General features: G+C 50.1%; 16 protein-coding genes and 1 tRNA gene. 14 read left to right on the top strand and 3 right to left on the bottom strand.

Annotated features, from left to right (window positions below):
• Window positions 1-96: 96 nt before the first annotated feature.
• The 4 genes from BM030_RS03395 (at window position 97) to BM030_RS03380 (ending at window position 2551) form a co-directional block, all read left to right on the top strand.
• A complete protein-coding gene (locus BM030_RS03395) occupies window positions 97-1215 on the top strand; it encodes a DUF3298 domain-containing protein (protein ID WP_090971186.1) in 1119 nt (372 codons plus the stop codon).
• 110 nt (window positions 1216-1325) lie between these two features.
• Entirely contained in the window at window positions 1326-1520 is a 195-nt protein-coding gene (locus BM030_RS03390; RefSeq protein ID WP_079716421.1) for a hypothetical protein, read from the top strand.
• Entirely contained in the window at window positions 1520-1792 is a 273-nt protein-coding gene (locus BM030_RS03385; RefSeq protein ID WP_079716420.1) for a type II toxin-antitoxin system YafQ family toxin, read from the top strand. Before BM030_RS03390 ends, BM030_RS03385 begins: the two co-directional genes overlap by 1 nt.
• Window positions 1793-1921: 129 nt before the next feature.
• Window positions 1922-2551, top strand: a complete 630-nt coding sequence (locus tag BM030_RS03380; RefSeq protein WP_079716419.1) for a response regulator transcription factor — start codon at window positions 1922-1924, stop codon at window positions 2549-2551.
• Here the strand turns inward: BM030_RS03380 and BM030_RS03375 are convergent.
• Complete coding sequence (locus BM030_RS03375; RefSeq protein WP_170845619.1) at window positions 2514-4580, bottom strand: tetratricopeptide repeat-containing sensor histidine kinase; 2067 nt, start codon at window positions 4578-4580, stop codon at window positions 2514-2516. The genes BM030_RS03380 and BM030_RS03375 overlap by 38 nt on opposite strands.
• 431 nt (window positions 4581-5011) lie before the next feature.
• Here BM030_RS03375 and BM030_RS03370 point away from each other — a divergent pair, with 431 nt between their 5' ends.
• From BM030_RS03370 to BM030_RS03360, 3 genes are read left to right on the top strand one after another with little or no spacing between them, the layout of a single operon-like run.
• A complete protein-coding gene (locus BM030_RS03370) occupies window positions 5012-5698 on the top strand; it encodes a hypothetical protein (RefSeq protein WP_139215797.1) in 687 nt (228 codons plus the stop codon).
• Window position 5699: 1 nt separating this feature from the next.
• Window positions 5700-7637 (top strand): hypothetical protein, encoded by a 1938-nt coding sequence (locus BM030_RS03365; protein ID WP_090971181.1) that lies wholly within the window; start codon window positions 5700-5702, stop codon window positions 7635-7637.
• 24 nt (window positions 7638-7661) lie between these two features.
• Window positions 7662-9020, top strand: coding sequence for a hypothetical protein (locus BM030_RS03360; RefSeq protein ID WP_090971178.1), 1359 nt, complete (start codon window positions 7662-7664; stop codon window positions 9018-9020).
• Here the strand turns inward: BM030_RS03360 and BM030_RS03355 are convergent.
• A complete protein-coding gene (locus tag BM030_RS03355; protein ID WP_090971670.1) occupies window positions 8986-10134 on the bottom strand; it encodes a BCCT family transporter in 1149 nt (382 codons plus the stop codon). The two genes, BM030_RS03360 and BM030_RS03355, sit on opposite strands and share 35 nt — an antisense overlap.
• On the opposite strand from BM030_RS03355, the gene BM030_RS03350 reads away from it, so the two are divergent.
• From BM030_RS03350 to BM030_RS03340, 3 genes are all read left to right on the top strand, one after another.
• A complete protein-coding gene (locus BM030_RS03350; protein ID WP_090971175.1) occupies window positions 10063-11136 on the top strand; it encodes a TonB-dependent receptor domain-containing protein in 1074 nt (357 codons plus the stop codon). The genes BM030_RS03355 and BM030_RS03350 overlap by 72 nt on opposite strands.
• A 12-nt stretch (window positions 11137-11148) precedes the next feature.
• The gene (locus BM030_RS03345) at window positions 11149-11961 is read left to right on the top strand and encodes a hypothetical protein (RefSeq protein WP_090971173.1); all 813 of its coding nucleotides are present in this window, start codon (window positions 11149-11151) and stop codon (window positions 11959-11961) included.
• Between the two features lie 73 nt (window positions 11962-12034).
• Complete coding sequence (locus BM030_RS03340) at window positions 12035-12880, top strand: DUF4397 domain-containing protein (RefSeq protein ID WP_090971171.1); 846 nt, start codon at window positions 12035-12037, stop codon at window positions 12878-12880.
• A gap of 277 nt (window positions 12881-13157) precedes the next feature.
• Here the strand turns inward: BM030_RS03340 and BM030_RS03335 are convergent.
• A tRNA-Met gene (locus tag BM030_RS03335) sits at window positions 13158-13230 on the bottom strand.
• A gap of 113 nt (window positions 13231-13343) precedes the next feature.
• Here BM030_RS03335 and era point away from each other — a divergent pair.
• From era to metF, 4 genes are all read left to right on the top strand, one after another.
• The gene (gene era / locus BM030_RS03330; protein ID WP_090971169.1) at window positions 13344-14222 is read left to right on the top strand and encodes a GTPase Era; all 879 of its coding nucleotides are present in this window, start codon (window positions 13344-13346) and stop codon (window positions 14220-14222) included.
• Between the two features lie 73 nt (window positions 14223-14295).
• On the top strand, window positions 14296-14856 hold the full coding sequence (locus BM030_RS03325; protein ID WP_090971166.1) for a 30S ribosomal protein S16: 561 nt from the start codon (window positions 14296-14298) through the stop codon (window positions 14854-14856).
• 100 nt (window positions 14857-14956) lie between these two features.
• Window positions 14957-15478: a ribosome maturation factor RimM gene (gene rimM, locus BM030_RS03320; protein ID WP_090971164.1), complete on the top strand. Its 522-nt coding sequence runs from the start codon at window positions 14957-14959 to the stop codon at window positions 15476-15478.
• 112 nt (window positions 15479-15590) lie between these two features.
• Window positions 15591-16547: a methylenetetrahydrofolate reductase [NAD(P)H] gene (metF, locus tag BM030_RS03315; RefSeq protein ID WP_090971162.1), complete on the top strand. Its 957-nt coding sequence runs from the start codon at window positions 15591-15593 to the stop codon at window positions 16545-16547.
• The last annotated feature ends 4 nt before the right edge of the window (window positions 16548-16551 follow it).

Raw genomic sequence — 16551 nt, 5'->3', positions numbered from 1 at the left:
GAAATCAGGGGTATTTTTAACGGTTGAAAATCCCTGATTTCAGTGAGGGCAGTCGCCGGTTTTGTCGGTATTTTTGTGCCGGTGTCAATTATCGCAATGAAACGGTTGTCCTTACTTCTCCTTTTACTGTGTGTCTCGTCCGCAATCCCGGCGCAATCGCCGGGTTATTACCTCCTTGAAGGGGAAATCGGTCAGCACGCGGCCTGTATGGAAATTGCCATTTATCCGGCACTGGAAGCCGGATTGCCCGAGGAAATACCGCCGGTTGCAGCGCACTATTACTTGCTCGATGAATGCTTACCCGTTGAGTTGTACCGCAGTTCACGCAGCGGTAATTTTCAGTCGCTGGTACTCAGTACGTGGTTAGACCAGGGCGACAGCGAAACGTTTACCGGCGCGTTTGACGGCCGCTCCTATACCGGTATGCTGGCGAGCGAAGCGGATACCGTCGCCTTCCATTTCACGCTGTCGGATAGGCGTGGGGTCGAACGGTTTTTGCCGTTTGAGCGGCACACGATTGTGACGGTGGAATCCGGGCAACTGGAGGAAGCCCTGGAAGGGACCATGCAGTTCCGTGGATTTTTGCCCGGTGACGGGGCTTTGGCCGGGGCGTTGACAGCGCTCATCACGGGCGGTGGATTCACCGATTTCGGTGCATATGCCGATCAGCAGCTTGGCTTGTTCGAGGAAGGATATGAAGCCGAGATGACGGATAGGGTGGAAGAGCTGGATGAGCAGCTTGCGTATACCCTGAATCACCAATACGAATATTCGGTTTACCCGGTACTCAACACCCCTGATTACCTGGTCATGGGTTTCAGCACCTTTCGTTATACGGGCGGTGCGCATGGCATGTCGTCCCAGCACTTTTACACGTACCGTAAGCGCGACAAAAAATGGCTTCAATTGGAGGATATACTGGATGTCGGTCAGGAGCAGGCCCTCAATGGACTGCTGGATGCCGAAGTGCGGGAGCAGTATGGTATTGAGCCGGACGTGAAGCTCAATGAAGACGAATACGGTATTTTCATTGCCGATTCGATCACCTATTCATCGAACTTCATTTTATCGAAACAGGGCATTACGTTTCATTACGGGTTATATGAGCTGACGCCCTATGCATACGGATACTTCAGGTTGTTTGTGCCCTATGAAAAGCTGAAGGCCGTGTTGCGCCCCGGATTCCGCTACGATTCGGACTCCACCGCGATGTGAGCATCCCGAAAATCAGCCATTTTCATGGATAAGCTCACTTCTTTCGCTATCAATGGCGAACAATTTTATTTTTTCGTACTTTTGGGGGGAGTATCATTAAATGTGCGGATATGGAAATCACGATAAAAATCGATAAGCGAAGCAAACAGGCAAAAGTATTCTATGAATATCTTAAAACGCTTCCTTTTGTAGAGTTTGAAGAACCTCGTTACAATAAAGATACTGAAAAAGCGATAAAAGAGGCTAAATCAGGCAAGACGACCAAAACCACGCTGGAGGATTTCAGAAAAGAACTTTACTCGTAATGTATCAACTTGAACAGACGGGAAAGTTCAAAAGAGATATTAAACTCGCAAAAAAGCGCGGTTTGGATATGCGACTTCTCGATGAAGTCGTTACCCAGTTGGTTGAAAAAGGTACACTCCCGCAAAAAAACAAACCGCACAAATTGACGGGTAAGTACAAAGGGTTTTGGGAATGCCATGTCCAACCCGATTGGCTGTTGGTTTGGGAGCAAGAGGACACCATAAGGCTCATTACATTGGTAAGAACAGGCACACATAGCGATTTATTTTAAGTACATCTGGAAAGAGCCACAACCTCTGATTCCGCCGCGATGTGAGCATCCCGAAAATCAGCCATTTTTCAGAACGGCACGGCTGGTTTGGGAAATTATATCGAATTTTAAGCCAGCTCAATTTTTATTATGGTATCCATTTTCATTACAGATGATCATCCGCTGGTGTTGGAAGGGCTCAAAAATGTACTTTCCGAAGCCGACGGCTTTCAGGTCAGCGGATGCTTTGCCAACGCCGCGGCGACGCTGGAAGCCATTGGATCGGAACCTCCCGCGGTGCTGCTGCTTGACATCAACCTGCCGGATATCAACGGCATCGACCTGGTCCGGAAAGTAAAGGCGCTGTCGCCGGCCACGCGGATTATCGCGCTCAGCGTGCATAATGAATACGCGGTAATCAACAGCATGTTTCAGGAAGGCGCCGACGGCTACATCCAGAAGAATGCGGTGGGGGAGGAAATCGTCGACGGCATCCGTACCGTCATCAACGGCCGGCGCTTCCTGTGCTCGCAGTCGGCCGAAATCATGAAGCGGAAAACCACGGAGGGGCTGAAGAGCGTACCCAAGGTCACCCGCCGGGAAAAAGAGATCCTCCACCAGGCGGCCAAAGGACTGACCACGCAGGAGATCGCCGCGGTACTGTTTATCAGTCCGCATACCGTAGAAAGCCACCGCAAGAACCTGATGGAAAAGTTTGAGGTCAAGAACCTGGCATCGGCCATCAAACTGGCGATGGAATACGGGCTGATACAAGCGTAGCCGATATGGGGCATTCGACGGTAAACGTCGTACCGACTCCGTTGTCGGACCGGATATCGAATGTGCCCTCCAGCAAATCGGTGCGCATCCCCACATTTCGGAGCCCTGCGCCGCTGCGGGAGCGCGCAGTGTCAAATCCCCGGCCGTCGTCTTCGACCACGAGCGTGACCGTGGCATCGGATTGCTGCAACTGCACCAGTATTTCCGTTGCTTCCGCATGCTTGACGCAATTGTTGATCAGTTCCTGTGCAATGCGGTAAAGCGCCATTTCGCGCGACCGCGCGACCGGTTGGCGATAGTGGATGACCTGATAGAAAACCGGTACACCCGCGCGTTTTAATTTGTCGCAAAACTCTCGCAATGCCTCCACCAGACCGTACTTGACCAGCATGGACGGCATCATGCTGTGGGCGATTCCACGCAGTTCTTCCACCGCACCATCCACGTTGCTGGCTACCGAAGCCAACATCGGGCGCTGGGCAACGTCTTCCGGCAAGGCATGCGCAATGCGTGAGAGATCCATCTTGATGCTCGAAAGAATACCCCCCAGTCCATCGTGCAGGTCGCGCGCCAGCCGTTCCCGTTCTTTTTCCTGGCCTTCCAGCAGGGCAGAGAGCAGGGAGTTCCGATGTACCTGTTCCATGCGTTCCACATCAAGGGCGTGCACGCGCTGCTGCTGAACCAACAGCTTGCGTTTATTGCGGTACAGCAGGAAAATCAGGATGCAGGTGGCCAGCAAAGGGATGGAAATACCGAGCAGCAATCCGATGTACCAACGGTTGCGCTCAATGGCGAAATCCTTTTGCTCGTTTTCCCGTTGCAGCATCAATACGTTGTTTTCCGCCTCGGCCAGCTTGTATTTTTCCTCCATTTCATGGAGGGTTTTGGTATTTTCCACGTAATGCAGGCTGTCTGCCAAATCGATGTATTGCGCCAGGTAACGATAGGCCCGGTCTGGCTGCTTGAGGCGATGCTCCATGCGCGATAGTGCCCGGAGCGCCTTCAACTGGTACGTGCCTACCTGGTTGGTTTGGCTGGTCTGCAGCAGTTCGTCCAGCAACGGCCTCGTCTTGGCAAACTCCCCCCGGCGCTCGTACAGCTCCGAAAGATGCAGCAGGATGTCGCAGGACGTATAGGTGTCGTTGTATTGCCGCGCAATGGGCAAACCCCTGCGGAAGGCCTGCTCCGCTCCCGTCAGGTCGCCCGAAGCGAGTTGGTAGCGCCCTTTCATGTTGTAGTAATCCGCCCATTTGCGGTGTCGGCCATCCAAGGACAGCAGGTAGTGGAGTGCGCTATCGAGGTAGGCATTTCCCTGACCATTATAGGTATCTGGCGGTGCATCCGGCAGGTTATCGGTGCGTAGACCGTGCCCAGCAAGGATGATGTAAATGTCGGCGATATCGCTATGGCGTATAGGCGTTAGCTGCTTGTATTGATCAGCCGCCGCCAGGAAATAGTGTGCCGATTTATCGTATTGCTGTTGGTTGTTGAATAAAATACCGATGTTGGTATTGATGAGTGCCAGGGACTCCATGTCGGCCAGCTGGTTGAGCAGGGGGAGGACGTCCAGGTAGCCGCTCAGCGCGTCATCGACGCGATTGCGCTGCCAGGCGATGTTGGCCGCATTGATTTGGCTTTTGGCATACAGCACCCGTGCGTTGCGTGCGGTGTCGTGTTCAGTTAACTCCTGAACCCGCCTGTTGTAGCGGTCGGCTTCATCGGTCCGGTAATGGTCGTAGTGCCAGGAGCCTATGTTCAGGTAGGTCTTCGCCTCACTGAGCGGATCCCGGCTCCTGACGGCCAGATCCAGCACCTGTTTCCACAGCGTCAACGCTTTGGCTGAATCGCTGTGCGGCACCCGCCGGGCCATTTCCGTCAGGATAGCGATCCTGGCGGAGTCTGTGGTAGCCGTCTTGAATTCCTGCGTGAGGCTGTTTGTTTGGCGTGGCGCGGCTATCACGGTGCCGATTCCGAAGAAGCATACAGCAGAAACGACGGCCAGCCAACAATGCATGCGGGGATTGTCCATAGGCCTTTTTGCAATTATGGGTTGCAAAATAAGCAAAATATGTAAATATGTAAATGTCACACGGTGGAAGCGGCAGGGCAACCGCATTTAACACGGGGTTCGGCAGCCGTGCCCACACCAAATTCCGCCTGCGGTACCTCTTTCCTCCCTCTTGCTTCCACATTTCTTGCCTTTTGCTCGGATTTTATCGGTGTTCGTTCGGAGTTTGCTCAGTTGTTAATCTACTATATTAAAAAGAAAATGCAACTTATATTCATGCTAATATACTTGTTTAGCTAAATTTCGGGTAAGGTAGACCTACGCCAATCGTATGCTTGAAGTAGGCTGCCAACGGTACATCGCATCGAAGACGATAATAAAACATCCCCGAAAACAGGGGTTTCATGAGCTGGAACGAAAGACTATATTTGCCGGTGTTATCGAAAGCTTCCATGATTAAGACGAAAAGTCGACTTGTCCGGTTAATGTGCGTTGTACTGTCTTGCTCCTGTCTCACCTCGTGTTTTCAGGTTATTGAAGACATTTCCGTGCGTGAGGATGGTTCCGGAACGGTGACGCTGACGGCCAATCTGAGTCAAAGCCGTACGAAGCTCGCGTCGATTATGCTGTTGGACAGTGTCAACAGCTATAAGGTGCCCTCACAGGCGGATATCCGCCGCGAGATGTCCGCGCTGGCCGATCGGCTGGCAGCTATACCCGGCATTACCAACGTCACACATCAGGTGAATTTCGATACCTACATCGCCGTGATGAAATTCTCGTTCAGCAACGTGTCGGACCTCAACGACGTGATGAATATGGCGTTCAAAGAAATGAAGATGCCGATGGACAGCCAGAGTTCATATGCGTATGACCGGCGCCATGGCACATTCAGGCGGGCGTATACGCATCTTCCGCAAGCGAAGGCGGAGTATAACCGGCTGAAGCCCGCCGATCAGGCCATATTCAAGGACGCGTTATATACCAGTATCTACCGCTTCGAGCGGCCGGTCAGCCAACAAAGCAACGGCGCGGCAAAGCTGGCCGCATCAAAGAAAGCCGTCATGTTGCAAACCCGTATCATGGATCTTATCAATGGCAACCAATCACTTTCTAACCGTATTCAATTAGCACAGTAGTATGACAAAAACCACTTCTTTCTTAACCGCCATGGCGTGTTTATGCCAGGTTTATGCGTATGCGCAGGACTTGGCGCACCGTATTCCGGAGGACGCCTTTGCCGTGGTGTCCGTCAGGACCGGTCACTTTTTTAACTTAGTGGACGTGGCCGATTTCAGCACCTCCATGTTGGGCACGAAAATGCTGCAAGCCTTCGGAAAGGAAGCAGGTATTCCCCTGACATCCATTGAAGATATGGGGGTAGACATCCACTCATCCTTATACTATTATACCCGGCAGACCGACAGCATATGGTATCACACCATATTGTTGCCGTTGAAAAATAGCAGCCAGTTTGCTAAGGGGTTCGGTGGCGGTGCCCTCACTGAAGCAGACGGTATATACCGTGCCGAAGTCGACACGGCATCGCTGGGCGCCACCGTGCGGTGGAATGACCGATTGGCCGTGATTACCTTCGGCAGCGTGGTAGACGATTTTTTTTATGATGAGGGGGTGGCCGCCCGGTACGGTATTTTACAGGACAACTATGGCGATACCTATGCATACGCCGACACGTTTGACAACGATGGGTATACGGAAGAATATGCTGATGAGTACGTGCTTCCTCCTTATGAAGGTTTGGACACGACCGAGGTCGTCATTGACACCGCCGGGTGGGACATCGATACGTTGGATAACGGCTTCGGTTGGGACGATAGTACATGGGATACCGCGGCAACAGACGGCTATGATGACGGTTATTGGAGTCAGTATGAAACCAATCGCCGAAAGAAGGATTCATTGGTGGCCGTGTGGGTCGGCGCTTATGCGGAGCAGGTCTTATCCGATTTGCCGCGGCAGCATATTTTAAACAATGCTTCTTATGTACAAAGCTTGGATAAGGATGCCTTGGTGACGGCATGGGTGCGTAACCTTGGACTGATTTATGACCAATTTTTCCTTTCGTTGCTGGCAGGGCGTTACCCGTCTACATCGGCCATAGGTTTCGGCAGCCTTCAGGCCGGTGTCTATGCCAATGAAGATGAACTGACGCTGAAGACTTCACTCGACGTGCAAGGCGACCTCGCTCACTCATATGCCCGGATCTACGACCACAAAATCAACCGGAAATTCCTCCGTTACCTGGACAGCGATTCGTTGATGGGTTTTTTCGCCTATGCGATTGATATGGAAGCGTATATGGAGGAGTTTCCCAAAATGCTCGGCAAGATTTACGGTCCGATGGTGGGCGGATATGAAGAAGAAATCCATATTGGAACGGATATCCTGGCGTTGCTGCTGGATGAAAAAGCAATCGGTGAAACGGTGAAGGGGGATGCATTGTTCGTGCTGAATGGCCTCACCCAGCACGAAATTGCCTACACCGATTATGAATACGACGAGGACTACAATGTGACGGAAGTCGAAAAGACGAAAACCGAGACCATTCCCGACTTCCTCTTGATGTTTTCATCCGACAACCACGCCTTGTACCAGCGGCTTATGGATTACACAGTGAACAAAGGCGTGGGGACGTTGGACAACCGGGTGTATGCCCTGAGTCACCGCAAATTGCCCGCTCCGCTTTATGTGACTTACAGAAACGGTATTGTTTTCCTCGGGACTGCCCACGACCAACTGGAACGGATAGCAAGCAATCGCACCGTGAGCAAAGCCAGCCGGTTTCACCGGAAACTGCTCCGCCAGAATATAATGACCGGTTTTCTGAACACCCAGCAAGCCTTGGGACGATTTTCCGATGAGGAACTCTCGGCACTTGAAGAACATATCCGGTTCAAGCAATTGTTTGGCCATCTGGGGAATTTCTATTTCCGTAGCGGAAAAATGAAAGGGAATACGTTCTCCGGTGAATTTGTTGCGCAGGCGCCCAAAGATTTCAGTAATGCACTGCAATACCTGTTATGGTTGGTCGATTATGCGTCGAACGATAGGCGGTAGCCCGGCTGCGAACGATATCCGGTTATGAAGCGGCTTCTTTGGATCACAGCGGCTGTATTGGTACTCCTGACCTTGGGGACAGGCTTGTTTTTTGCCCATCGGCAGCGCCAATCGTATGCCGTGCAGGTTCCCCGGGGCGCCGTTTCGGTGGTCAAAGTCCAAGTTGACGGATTGGTTGCTGATGTGTTATGGAGCCAACTTTGGAGCCCTTCGCCTATTAAACGGGACGCGGAACGTGGCGGGACCTATCGTTTTTTACGGTCCGATATCGGATTGGCGATACCTGCCAACCTGTTTCTCTACCGGTTTGCAGATAGGCCGCACGTGTTATTTGGTGTACTGCGTATCAACGATGTCGGGGAGCTTCAGGCGTTTATCCGCCAACAGGACTGGGCGTATGAGGCTGCGACGCCGTTTAGCCGGGTGGTATCGCAGCACTTGGTTGCGCTTCACAGCGCGGACAGTATCGCCTTCGCCCTTTGCTGGGAACCGGGTGAGCAGCTGGCGTCCGTAGCGGAACACCTCCGGGGGCTGCTGCAGGGCGACCAACAGGAGCCGTTGGCGGCGAGCCGATTCAGCGAGTTAAAGAACCGTAAGGGGCACCTCAATATCATGGGGCAACACGCGCTCCGGCTGGACTTTAAGCGCGGGGAAATAGCCTTCTCCACCAACGGGGCAGGAGATGCTGCTGAATTTCCGTCGCAGTTGAAAACGGGCAACACCGGATTCTTACAGTTACCTGCTTGGTGCTGGTCCTTGATGCCGCCTGCCTGGCAGTCTGGCGGGCATACGGTAAGCCGGGACAGCTTGATGCGGTATATCAGCGGCAAGACCTGCGTGCAGTGGCGGGGAGCTACCACGCAACAGGATACCGTGATTAACTATGCGTACGACGACGATTTCAATCCGGTGGAAGTGCGTGAGGCGGTCGATCGGTCGGTACCGGCCTTATTTGGGGCAATTTCGTCGGATACAAAGCATTTGGCCGCTTATTTGGCAGCGCAGGGTATCCTGGATGCCGATTTGGCGCGGATAAAGCCGGAGGTCTTTCCGTTGTTTTCGCTATATACTTATGCTGACGCGGATAAGCGGTTGTTTTTCAGTACGGTGCAAGATGCGGAAAAACAGCTGGCCGCCGTCGGTAAAGGCAGTGGCGGCGGAGACTTCCTGTATGGCTATTTCGACATCGTTTCCGCCACGCAACAAGGGGTCCTGCCCGGACGCTTGGAAGCCCTTCTTGCGCCGCTTTCCACCATTGAAATACAGGGAATCCGCAAGGCGGACGCGGAAATGGTGGTCCATGGGAGGATGACGCTGCCGGATGAGTCGGTCAACAGTTTGGTCCAGCTCATTCATTCCGGCGCTTTAAATTGGTTGCCGTGAATATTTCGTTTTTTACCTGCGACGACAACTCCAGAAAACGCTCATATTGTTTAAGCACATCAGCAATCACTTCTTCCCGCATAAAATACTCGATATTATATCCGACGCGGTTGTCGCCAAAATACGACTGCGGGATATAGGTCCGGTTTTGGTCGAGGTCGGGGATATTTTCTTCGCTCACCAGAAAATCGGAGATGTCTTTCTTTTCGCAACGCACTCCGTATTTGAAGTTATCAATACGCTCATGCTGGATGGTCAGTTCAACCCACATGTAATCATCCGCCGCAGCCACATTGGCCGACACCCCTTGCGCGTTGAACGCCGCAGCAAGTTCGTGAAGCGCCGGCTCAACGGTATGCTGCAGAAAGTTTACAACAGCCTTGCGATCCTTGAAGGATAAAATTCGCTGCAGGCGCTCTTTCCAATGTACGCCAGACCAAGTGACCGTAGCGGGTGAAAACTCTTTCTCATAATAGTTGACATCTACCGTGAGACCCTGCATGAGGCTGTAGCAGAAAAGCAGCATAATGAAAGAAAAGGGAAGCGCCGTAAGCAGGGTCATCGTTTGGAGGGAACCCAGTCCGCCCGCATTCAACAGCACCAGCGCCAACACCGCCAGCAATATACCCCAGAAAGCAAGCTGCCATTTGGGCGATTTGGCAGCATTTTTCGTGGCGATACTGTTCATTACGAAAATCCCCGAATCTGCAGAGGTGACAAAAAAGATGAAAATGATGAAAATGGCCAGTGTACTGGTAACTCCCGTTGCCGGAAAAAAATTGAGGAATTCGAATAGCAACCTATCCGTCTGATCGGCCATACTGCTCAACAGTCCGCCTAATTGATAGCTATCCAACCAAGTTGCACTGTTTCCGAATACCGTCATCCAGAAAAAATTAAAGGCGGTAGGAATAATCAGCACCGCGCCGATGAATTCACGGATGGTCCGTCCGCGTGATATTCTGGCGATAAATAAACCAACGTATGGCGACCAGGAAATCCACCACGCCCAATAGAGGATGGTCCAACTGAAAAACCAGGGATGCAGATTTGGCTCATACGCGTGGGTATTGAAGGTCAGCTGCGCCTGGTATACGGTGTTCGGGCAGAACATTACAATCTCAGCAACCGGCAGGAGGAATATGCCAGGAAGCGGTTTGGTTCAAGCTACGAATTATTCATGACTGTTGGCGAGCAAAACTGGCGCATGCTGCCTTCGGCCAACCTCACCTACAGCCTCACCCCACAAATGAATGCCCGCCTGGCCTACAGCAAAACTGCTATCCGGCCCGACTTCAGGGAGACCGCCTACTTCGGCTTCTACGATTTCGAACTGGATGCAAACATCAGCGGCAGACAGCTGGTGTCTACCATTGTAGACAACTTCGACCTGCGTTACGAATGGTATCCTTCGGCCGGGGAGATTGTTTCCATCTCAGGCTTCTACAAGAAAATGAAAGATCCGATTGAGCTGATCTTTGTACAAGACGGGCAGTACCGTTTCCAGAACCAGTACGCTGCCAGAAACTACGGCGTGGAAATGGAAATCCGTAAATCGCTGGGCTTTATTGCCGATAAGCCATGGCTGCACAACATCACGCTGTTTGGTAACACAACGTTATTAAAATCAAGGGTTGAAGTGCAGGAAGTGCCGCTGCCCAACGACAACTTTGCAATCAAACGTGTTCCTGCACAGGATCGTCCTTTATATGGCCAGGCTCCCTGGATTATTAATGCAGGCATCGCCTACCAGGATGATGTTTTTGGTTTTACCGCCAGCTACAACCGCAACGGCCACCGCAGCAATACCATCCACCTGGACCCCGCTCAGGTTGAATACGAAAACGGTCGAAACCTGCTGGACGTACAGGTAAGCACCAAACTGTTGAAACGAAAGGCCGAGCTGAAGCTGGATGTGAGCAACCTGCTGGATGAGTATATCCTGTTTTACCAGAACATCAACGGGTATGAACCGGGTGTTCCCAATGCACAAGGTATTCCCATGAAGCCGAAAAGCAACCACACCAGCGCCTACGAACCGGAAAACGGCGACCGCATTACTTACCGCGCCAGAATCGGGAGAAACATATTCCTGTCCTTTACCTATAAGTTCTAAGGAAAAATAATTATGAAAATAATTTTTAAATGGCTGGCGGCAACGATGGTTAGCATCGTTGCCGTTACAGGCTGCAAAAAAATAGAAGTTGACCAGGGCTTTACAACTTTCGGCCAAATATACTTTTACGCTGATCAAACAGCCAGCTACCTGGCAGGTCATCTCCAGGTAAAATACAATGGCCATCCCATAGATATACAAGGGGGTACAGGTCTCATCCGCGTGCCCGAAGGCGAGGCAAAATTCGAATTCTGCGATAATAGAACGGATGAGCTGCTGGGAGAAAAATGGGTAGCCATCGTTCCGGGAAGCCCGGTAAAGTACACCTTGTTTCAGCCTACGGAAAATGATCCGATAGCATTGCTTGATCCCAACGGGCAGGCAGGTGAAGAAGCGGCAGCCGAGGGTTTTATGAAGATCAAAATCGCCAACTACGCAACTGATCTGCTACCCCGCGATCTGGATGTGGTTGTTTTAGGTCTTAATATAAACATGGAAACCGTTGAGCTGGCGACACTGGAAAATGTAAGCGACAACCTGGGAGAGGAAGATTACAGGCTGGTTCCAACAGGCGGAAGCAATATACTGGCCTATACCTTTAAATTCAGGGACAGAAATACGCAGGCATTTGTGAAAGCCGATCGGGGAGATGATTATTGGAGCCCGAATTTTTTCTTGTACCCGGATATCATTTCGCCCTTCCCCGAAAAAAGGGTGTATACGATATATCTAAAAACATACGAAACATCGGTGGAATATGAGCTTTTTATTAAATCAGGTGGTAAATACTACGAAATCATACCTGAAATATTATATGCCGATTAGTCCAATGAATATGAAAGTAAATCTGGAATTCTTGACAATATTGAATAACGAAAGCCGTCAAACATAAATAATCATGAAATCAATTCCGCTACAATGGCTGACAGCAACGATGGTAATCATTGTTTTTTCTATAAGCTGCAAAAAAATAGAAGTAGACCAAGGCTTTACAGCTTTTGGCGAAATATACTTTAACGCTGACCAAACAGCCGGCTACCAGGCAGGTTATCTTAAATTAAAATACAATGGCCACCCCGTAGATATGCAAGGTGGCACGGGGCGTAGCATTCGGGTGCCGGCGGGCGAAGCCAAATTCGAGTTTTACGATGATAGAACAGGAGAGGTATTATTAGAGGAAACAGTGAATATTGTGCCCGGGAGCCCGGAAAGATATACTTTGTTTCAGCCTACAATGGACGCTCCGTTAAGCTTCCTGGACGAAAACGCTCAGGCCGACGAAGAGGCGGCGCCGGAAGGCCACTACAAAGTGAAATTTGTAGATTATACAGGCAATCTGTTTTCTTTTAACAAAGGGATGGATATCGTGCTGTGGCGTGCCGAGTTCAGTTGGATCACCTTTCAAACAGAATATGTGGAAATAGGTGTGCTGGAGAACATCAGCAGGAACCTGGATGAGGAGGATTATCACCTGATTCCCATAGAGTCGGGTGATGTAGGGCTGGCGTTTTCTTTCAGGGAGGCGGAAACCGGAAGCCAATTAATTACAGTTGCCGGAAAAGAGTTCCTGAATACTCAGTTTTACGAAGGTCTTACTACCGCATCGAGTGCGCTCTCGAATCCCAAGAAAAATGTGTTCACGGCGTATATCGAAACATATGCGATCGACTACCAGAACGACAATTTTGTAAAAATCGGAGATAAGCTATACGGCATCCAGCCGGTGATTTTCTTAAAGAACTAGCCGTTTGATTACGCGCCGGTTAAGCTTGCCGTGGTGGAAAGACGATGATGTTGCGCTTTGACCCGACATTAACGGAACGGCTTTCGGAAAGGGTGGGCTTTTTACCGACGATAATGAAAGGAAAAACATATAAAGGCTATTGTGTTTGTTGAGTCGGCAGGTTTTTAGCACGAAGCGGATTCTGAGTTCTTGGCCCGAAAACAGACGATGTTTTCAGCAAATTATGGCAAAAACGAAAAGAGGCGACTAACTTTTGTTAATCGCCTCATTTTCAGTGTAGCGGGGACTGGACTCGAACCAGTGACCTTCGGGTTATGAGCCCGACGAGCTACCAACTGCTCCACCCCGCAATGTGTCTTTTATGTTTGAACCGGCAATCGCTGCCGATTGTTTTAATTCCTTTTCCGAATTGGACTGCAAAGATATAATTTGTTTCTTTGCAAAGCAAATCAAATTTAAAAAAATGTCTCATAAAGCCGGTTTCGTCAGCATCGTTGGAAAACCAAACGCGGGTAAGTCCACGTTAATGAATGCGTTAGTAGGAGAAAAGATGTCTATCGTGACCCCTAAGGCACAAACCACCCGGCATCGGATTATCGGTATCGTTAACGAGCCGGATTTCCAGATTGTGTTTTCTGACACGCCGGGCGTGATAAAGCCGGCCTACACGCTGCAGGCCTCAATGATGAGTTTCGTGCAAGGGTCGCTCATCGATGCGGATATTATCCTGTTGGTTACTGATATCCATGAAAAATACGATGAAAGCGAGATCATTGAAAAGCTCCGGAAAACGGAATCGCCGGTAGCCGTGCTGATTAACAAAATTGATAAATCGACCGAAGCGGAAGTAAAGGCTAAAGTGGCTTATTGGGAGGAAACGCTGAAGCCACAGGTGATTTTTGCCGTATCGGCCCTGCATGGCCATAACATCGGTGCGGTGATGGGATTTATCCTGGATAACCTTCCGGAACATCCGCCGTATTATGAGAAAGACGCGCTTACCGACAAAAATGAGCGTTTTTTTGTGTCTGAGATTATACGGGAAAAAGTGTTTAAGCTCTATGAACAGGAGATTCCGTACAGCACCGAGGTGGTTATCACAGCATTCAAAGAAGAGCCTGCCATTACGCGCATCAGTGCGGAAATCATTGTTGAGCGCGATTCACAGAAGAATATTATCATCGGCAAAGGAGGGAGCATGATTAAAAAGGTGGGAACGTATGCGCGACAGGACATTGAGGAGTTTTTGCAGCAAAAGGTGTTCTTGGAGCTGTTTGTCAAGGTGATTCCCGACTGGCGAAAAAAAGATAATTACTTGAAACGATTTGGTTATGACCAATAGTTTTCCTACTTTTGCAGCCCCGCAGTAATAGGCTCCGGGGACTATGTTGGATACATAATTTTAAAAAAACAGAATGGCAGTTAAAATCAGATTGCAAAGACATGGTAAAAAAGGTAAACCTTTTTACCACGTGGTAGTGGCCGATTCTCGTGCTCCGCGCGACGGTAAATTCATTGAACGTATCGGTTCCTACAACCCGAATACCAACCCGGCAACCATTGACTTGAATTTTGACAAGGCGTTGGATTGGTTGGATAAAGGGGCACAGCCTACGGATACCACCCGGGCCATCCTTTCGTATAAAGGGGTGCTCTATAAGAAACACCTTTTGGGAGGCGTGAAAAAGGGGGCGTTCGACGAGGCCACGGCAGATGCCAAGTTTGAAGAATGGCTGAAAGCCAAAGAGGCTAAAATCCAAGGCAAACAGGATTCGTTGACGCAGTCCAAAGAAGAAGCCAAGAAGGCTGCATTGGCTGCTGAAGCAAAAAAGAAAGCGGAAATCGAAGCGGCAATCGCTGCCAAGAATACCCCTCCTGCTGAAGAAGCTCCTGAAGCGGAAGAAGCTCCGGTGGCTGAAGCAGGCGCTGAAACTTCCGGCGAGGCAGCCGGCGAAGAAGGAAAAACTGAAGCGTAATCTTATTCAACGGTAAAGTAAAACCGCTCCGGGGTTATCTGCTCGGGGCGGTTTTTGTATTTGACCCATTTGCCGTCCATGCGGTAAAGGTTTTTAGGTTATGGAATTGACAGACAGCTTTTATATCGGATATATCAGTAAAACCCGCGGATTGAAGGGGGAAGTGCAGCTTTTTTTTGAATATGACGATTATTCGGATCTGGAGTTGGATTTGCTGTTTTTGGAAATTGACCGTAAATTGGTGCCTTTTTTCGTCGAGCATATCCAATTGCAACCCAACCGTACGGCGTACCTTTTTTTTGAAGACGTTGACCATGTGGACAAAGCGCAGCCGCTTATCCGTAAAAAGGTATATCTGCCCAACAGTAAAAAACCGCAACGCCGCCCGGATGATTTCCGTATGACCGATTTGAAAGGCTATTGGGTGATCGATCGGGTGCATGGCGAGCTTGGGCAAATCAGTGAAGTGCATGAATATCCGCAGCAGTACGTGGCTGTCGTTATCTACAGCGGCAACGAGCTGATGTTTCCATTGAATGAACAATTGATAGTGTCTATCGATAGGGAAAGCAAGACATTGGAAGTGGATCTGCCGGAAGGACTGATTGATGTATACGCCTAAATTGCAGTTCCTATTATAAGCAATGCGATGATGTTGCATATACAAGCGAATTTGTCTAAGTTTGGCCGCTCTTTATTTACTATTCTACGGCTAACGGATTGAACGGGGTAATATGAAAATAACCGAACACATTAAGAACGCTAACGGAAAGACGCTGTTTTCCTTTGAAATACTGCCACCCATCAAGGGGCAAAGTATACAATCCATCTTTAACGCCATTGACCCGCTGATGGAGTTCAACCCGCCGTTCATTGATGTTACTTACCTGCGCGAAGATTACATCTATAAGCAGCATCCAAACGGCTTGCTTGAAAAGGTGGCCTACCGCAAACGGCCGAGTACAGTGGCTACATGTGCGGCAATCATCAATAAATATAAAGTAGATGCAGTGCCTCACCTGATTTGTGGCGGCTTTACCAAGGAGGAAACCGAGAATGCGCTCATTGACCTGCAATTCTTAGGTATAGATAATGTGCTGGTGTTGCGCGGCGACGCCCGCAAGAGCGATAGCTCCTTTATCCCAACCCCGGGGGGGCATGCCTATGCATCCGACCTGCTGCAGCATGTGGTTAACATGAACAACGGCCGCTACCTGCATGAGGATATGGAAAATTCCGAGCGGACAGATTTTTGTATCGGGGTGGCCGGCTATCCGGAGAAGCATTTTGAGTCGCCCAACCTTGATACGGATTTCAAATACTTGAAAATGAAAGTGGATTTGGGTGCGGATTTTATCGTTACCCAGATGTTTTTCGACAATAGCAAGTACAAGGCGTTTGTAGATAGGTGCCGCGCCAACGGCATCCATATCCCCATAATCCCGGGATTAAAGCCGCTAACGGGAAGTAAGCAACTCGTAAGCTTGCCGAAGACGTTCCATTTGGATATTCCCTTGGAGCTGAGCGAAGCGGTGCTGGCCTGTAAATCCGAACAGGAGGTGCGGGAAGTGGGTATTGAATGGATGATCCATCAATGCAAAGAACTTATTGCCATGGGAGCCCCCGTGCTGCACTTTTACACCATGGGCAACCCGAACCCAACCAAGCGTATTATACAGGCCGTTTTCTGAACGG

It is taken from the genome of Parapedobacter composti, from assembly GCF_900112315.1.
Lineage (GTDB): Bacteria > Bacteroidota > Bacteroidia > Sphingobacteriales > Sphingobacteriaceae > Parapedobacter > Parapedobacter composti.
Note: the sequence above shows the minus strand (reverse complement) of the source record. Positions and strands in the feature narration are given on the sequence as shown.

Bases quoted from the DNA above. Each gene is read 5' to 3' on its own strand.
- BM030_RS03395 (WP_090971186.1), top strand. From the start codon at position 97: ATGAAACGGTTGTCCTTACTTCTCCTTTTACTGTGTGTCTCGTCCGCA.
- BM030_RS03390 (WP_079716421.1), top strand. From the start codon at position 1,326: ATGGAAATCACGATAAAAATCGATAAGCGAAGCAAACAGGCAAAAGTA.
- BM030_RS03385 (WP_079716420.1), top strand. From the start codon at position 1,520: ATGTATCAACTTGAACAGACGGGAAAGTTCAAAAGAGATATTAAACTC.
- BM030_RS03380 (WP_079716419.1), top strand. From the start codon at position 1,922: ATGGTATCCATTTTCATTACAGATGATCATCCGCTGGTGTTGGAAGGG.
- BM030_RS03375 (WP_170845619.1), bottom strand. From the start codon at position 4,580: ATGGACAATCCCCGCATGCATTGTTGGCTGGCCGTCGTTTCTGCTGTA.
- BM030_RS03370 (WP_139215797.1), top strand. From the start codon at position 5,012: ATGATTAAGACGAAAAGTCGACTTGTCCGGTTAATGTGCGTTGTACTG.
- BM030_RS03365 (WP_090971181.1), top strand. From the start codon at position 5,700: ATGACAAAAACCACTTCTTTCTTAACCGCCATGGCGTGTTTATGCCAG.
- BM030_RS03360 (WP_090971178.1), top strand. From the start codon at position 7,662: ATGAAGCGGCTTCTTTGGATCACAGCGGCTGTATTGGTACTCCTGACC.
- BM030_RS03350 (WP_090971175.1), top strand. From the start codon at position 10,063: ATGCAGATTTGGCTCATACGCGTGGGTATTGAAGGTCAGCTGCGCCTG.
- BM030_RS03355 (WP_090971670.1), bottom strand. From the start codon at position 10,134: ATGTTCTGCCCGAACACCGTATACCAGGCGCAGCTGACCTTCAATACC.
- BM030_RS03345 (WP_090971173.1), top strand. From the start codon at position 11,149: ATGAAAATAATTTTTAAATGGCTGGCGGCAACGATGGTTAGCATCGTT.
- BM030_RS03340 (WP_090971171.1), top strand. From the start codon at position 12,035: ATGAAATCAATTCCGCTACAATGGCTGACAGCAACGATGGTAATCATT.
- era (WP_090971169.1), top strand. From the start codon at position 13,344: ATGTCTCATAAAGCCGGTTTCGTCAGCATCGTTGGAAAACCAAACGCG.
- BM030_RS03325 (WP_090971166.1), top strand. From the start codon at position 14,296: ATGGCAGTTAAAATCAGATTGCAAAGACATGGTAAAAAAGGTAAACCT.
- rimM (WP_090971164.1), top strand. From the start codon at position 14,957: ATGGAATTGACAGACAGCTTTTATATCGGATATATCAGTAAAACCCGC.
- metF (WP_090971162.1), top strand. From the start codon at position 15,591: ATGAAAATAACCGAACACATTAAGAACGCTAACGGAAAGACGCTGTTT.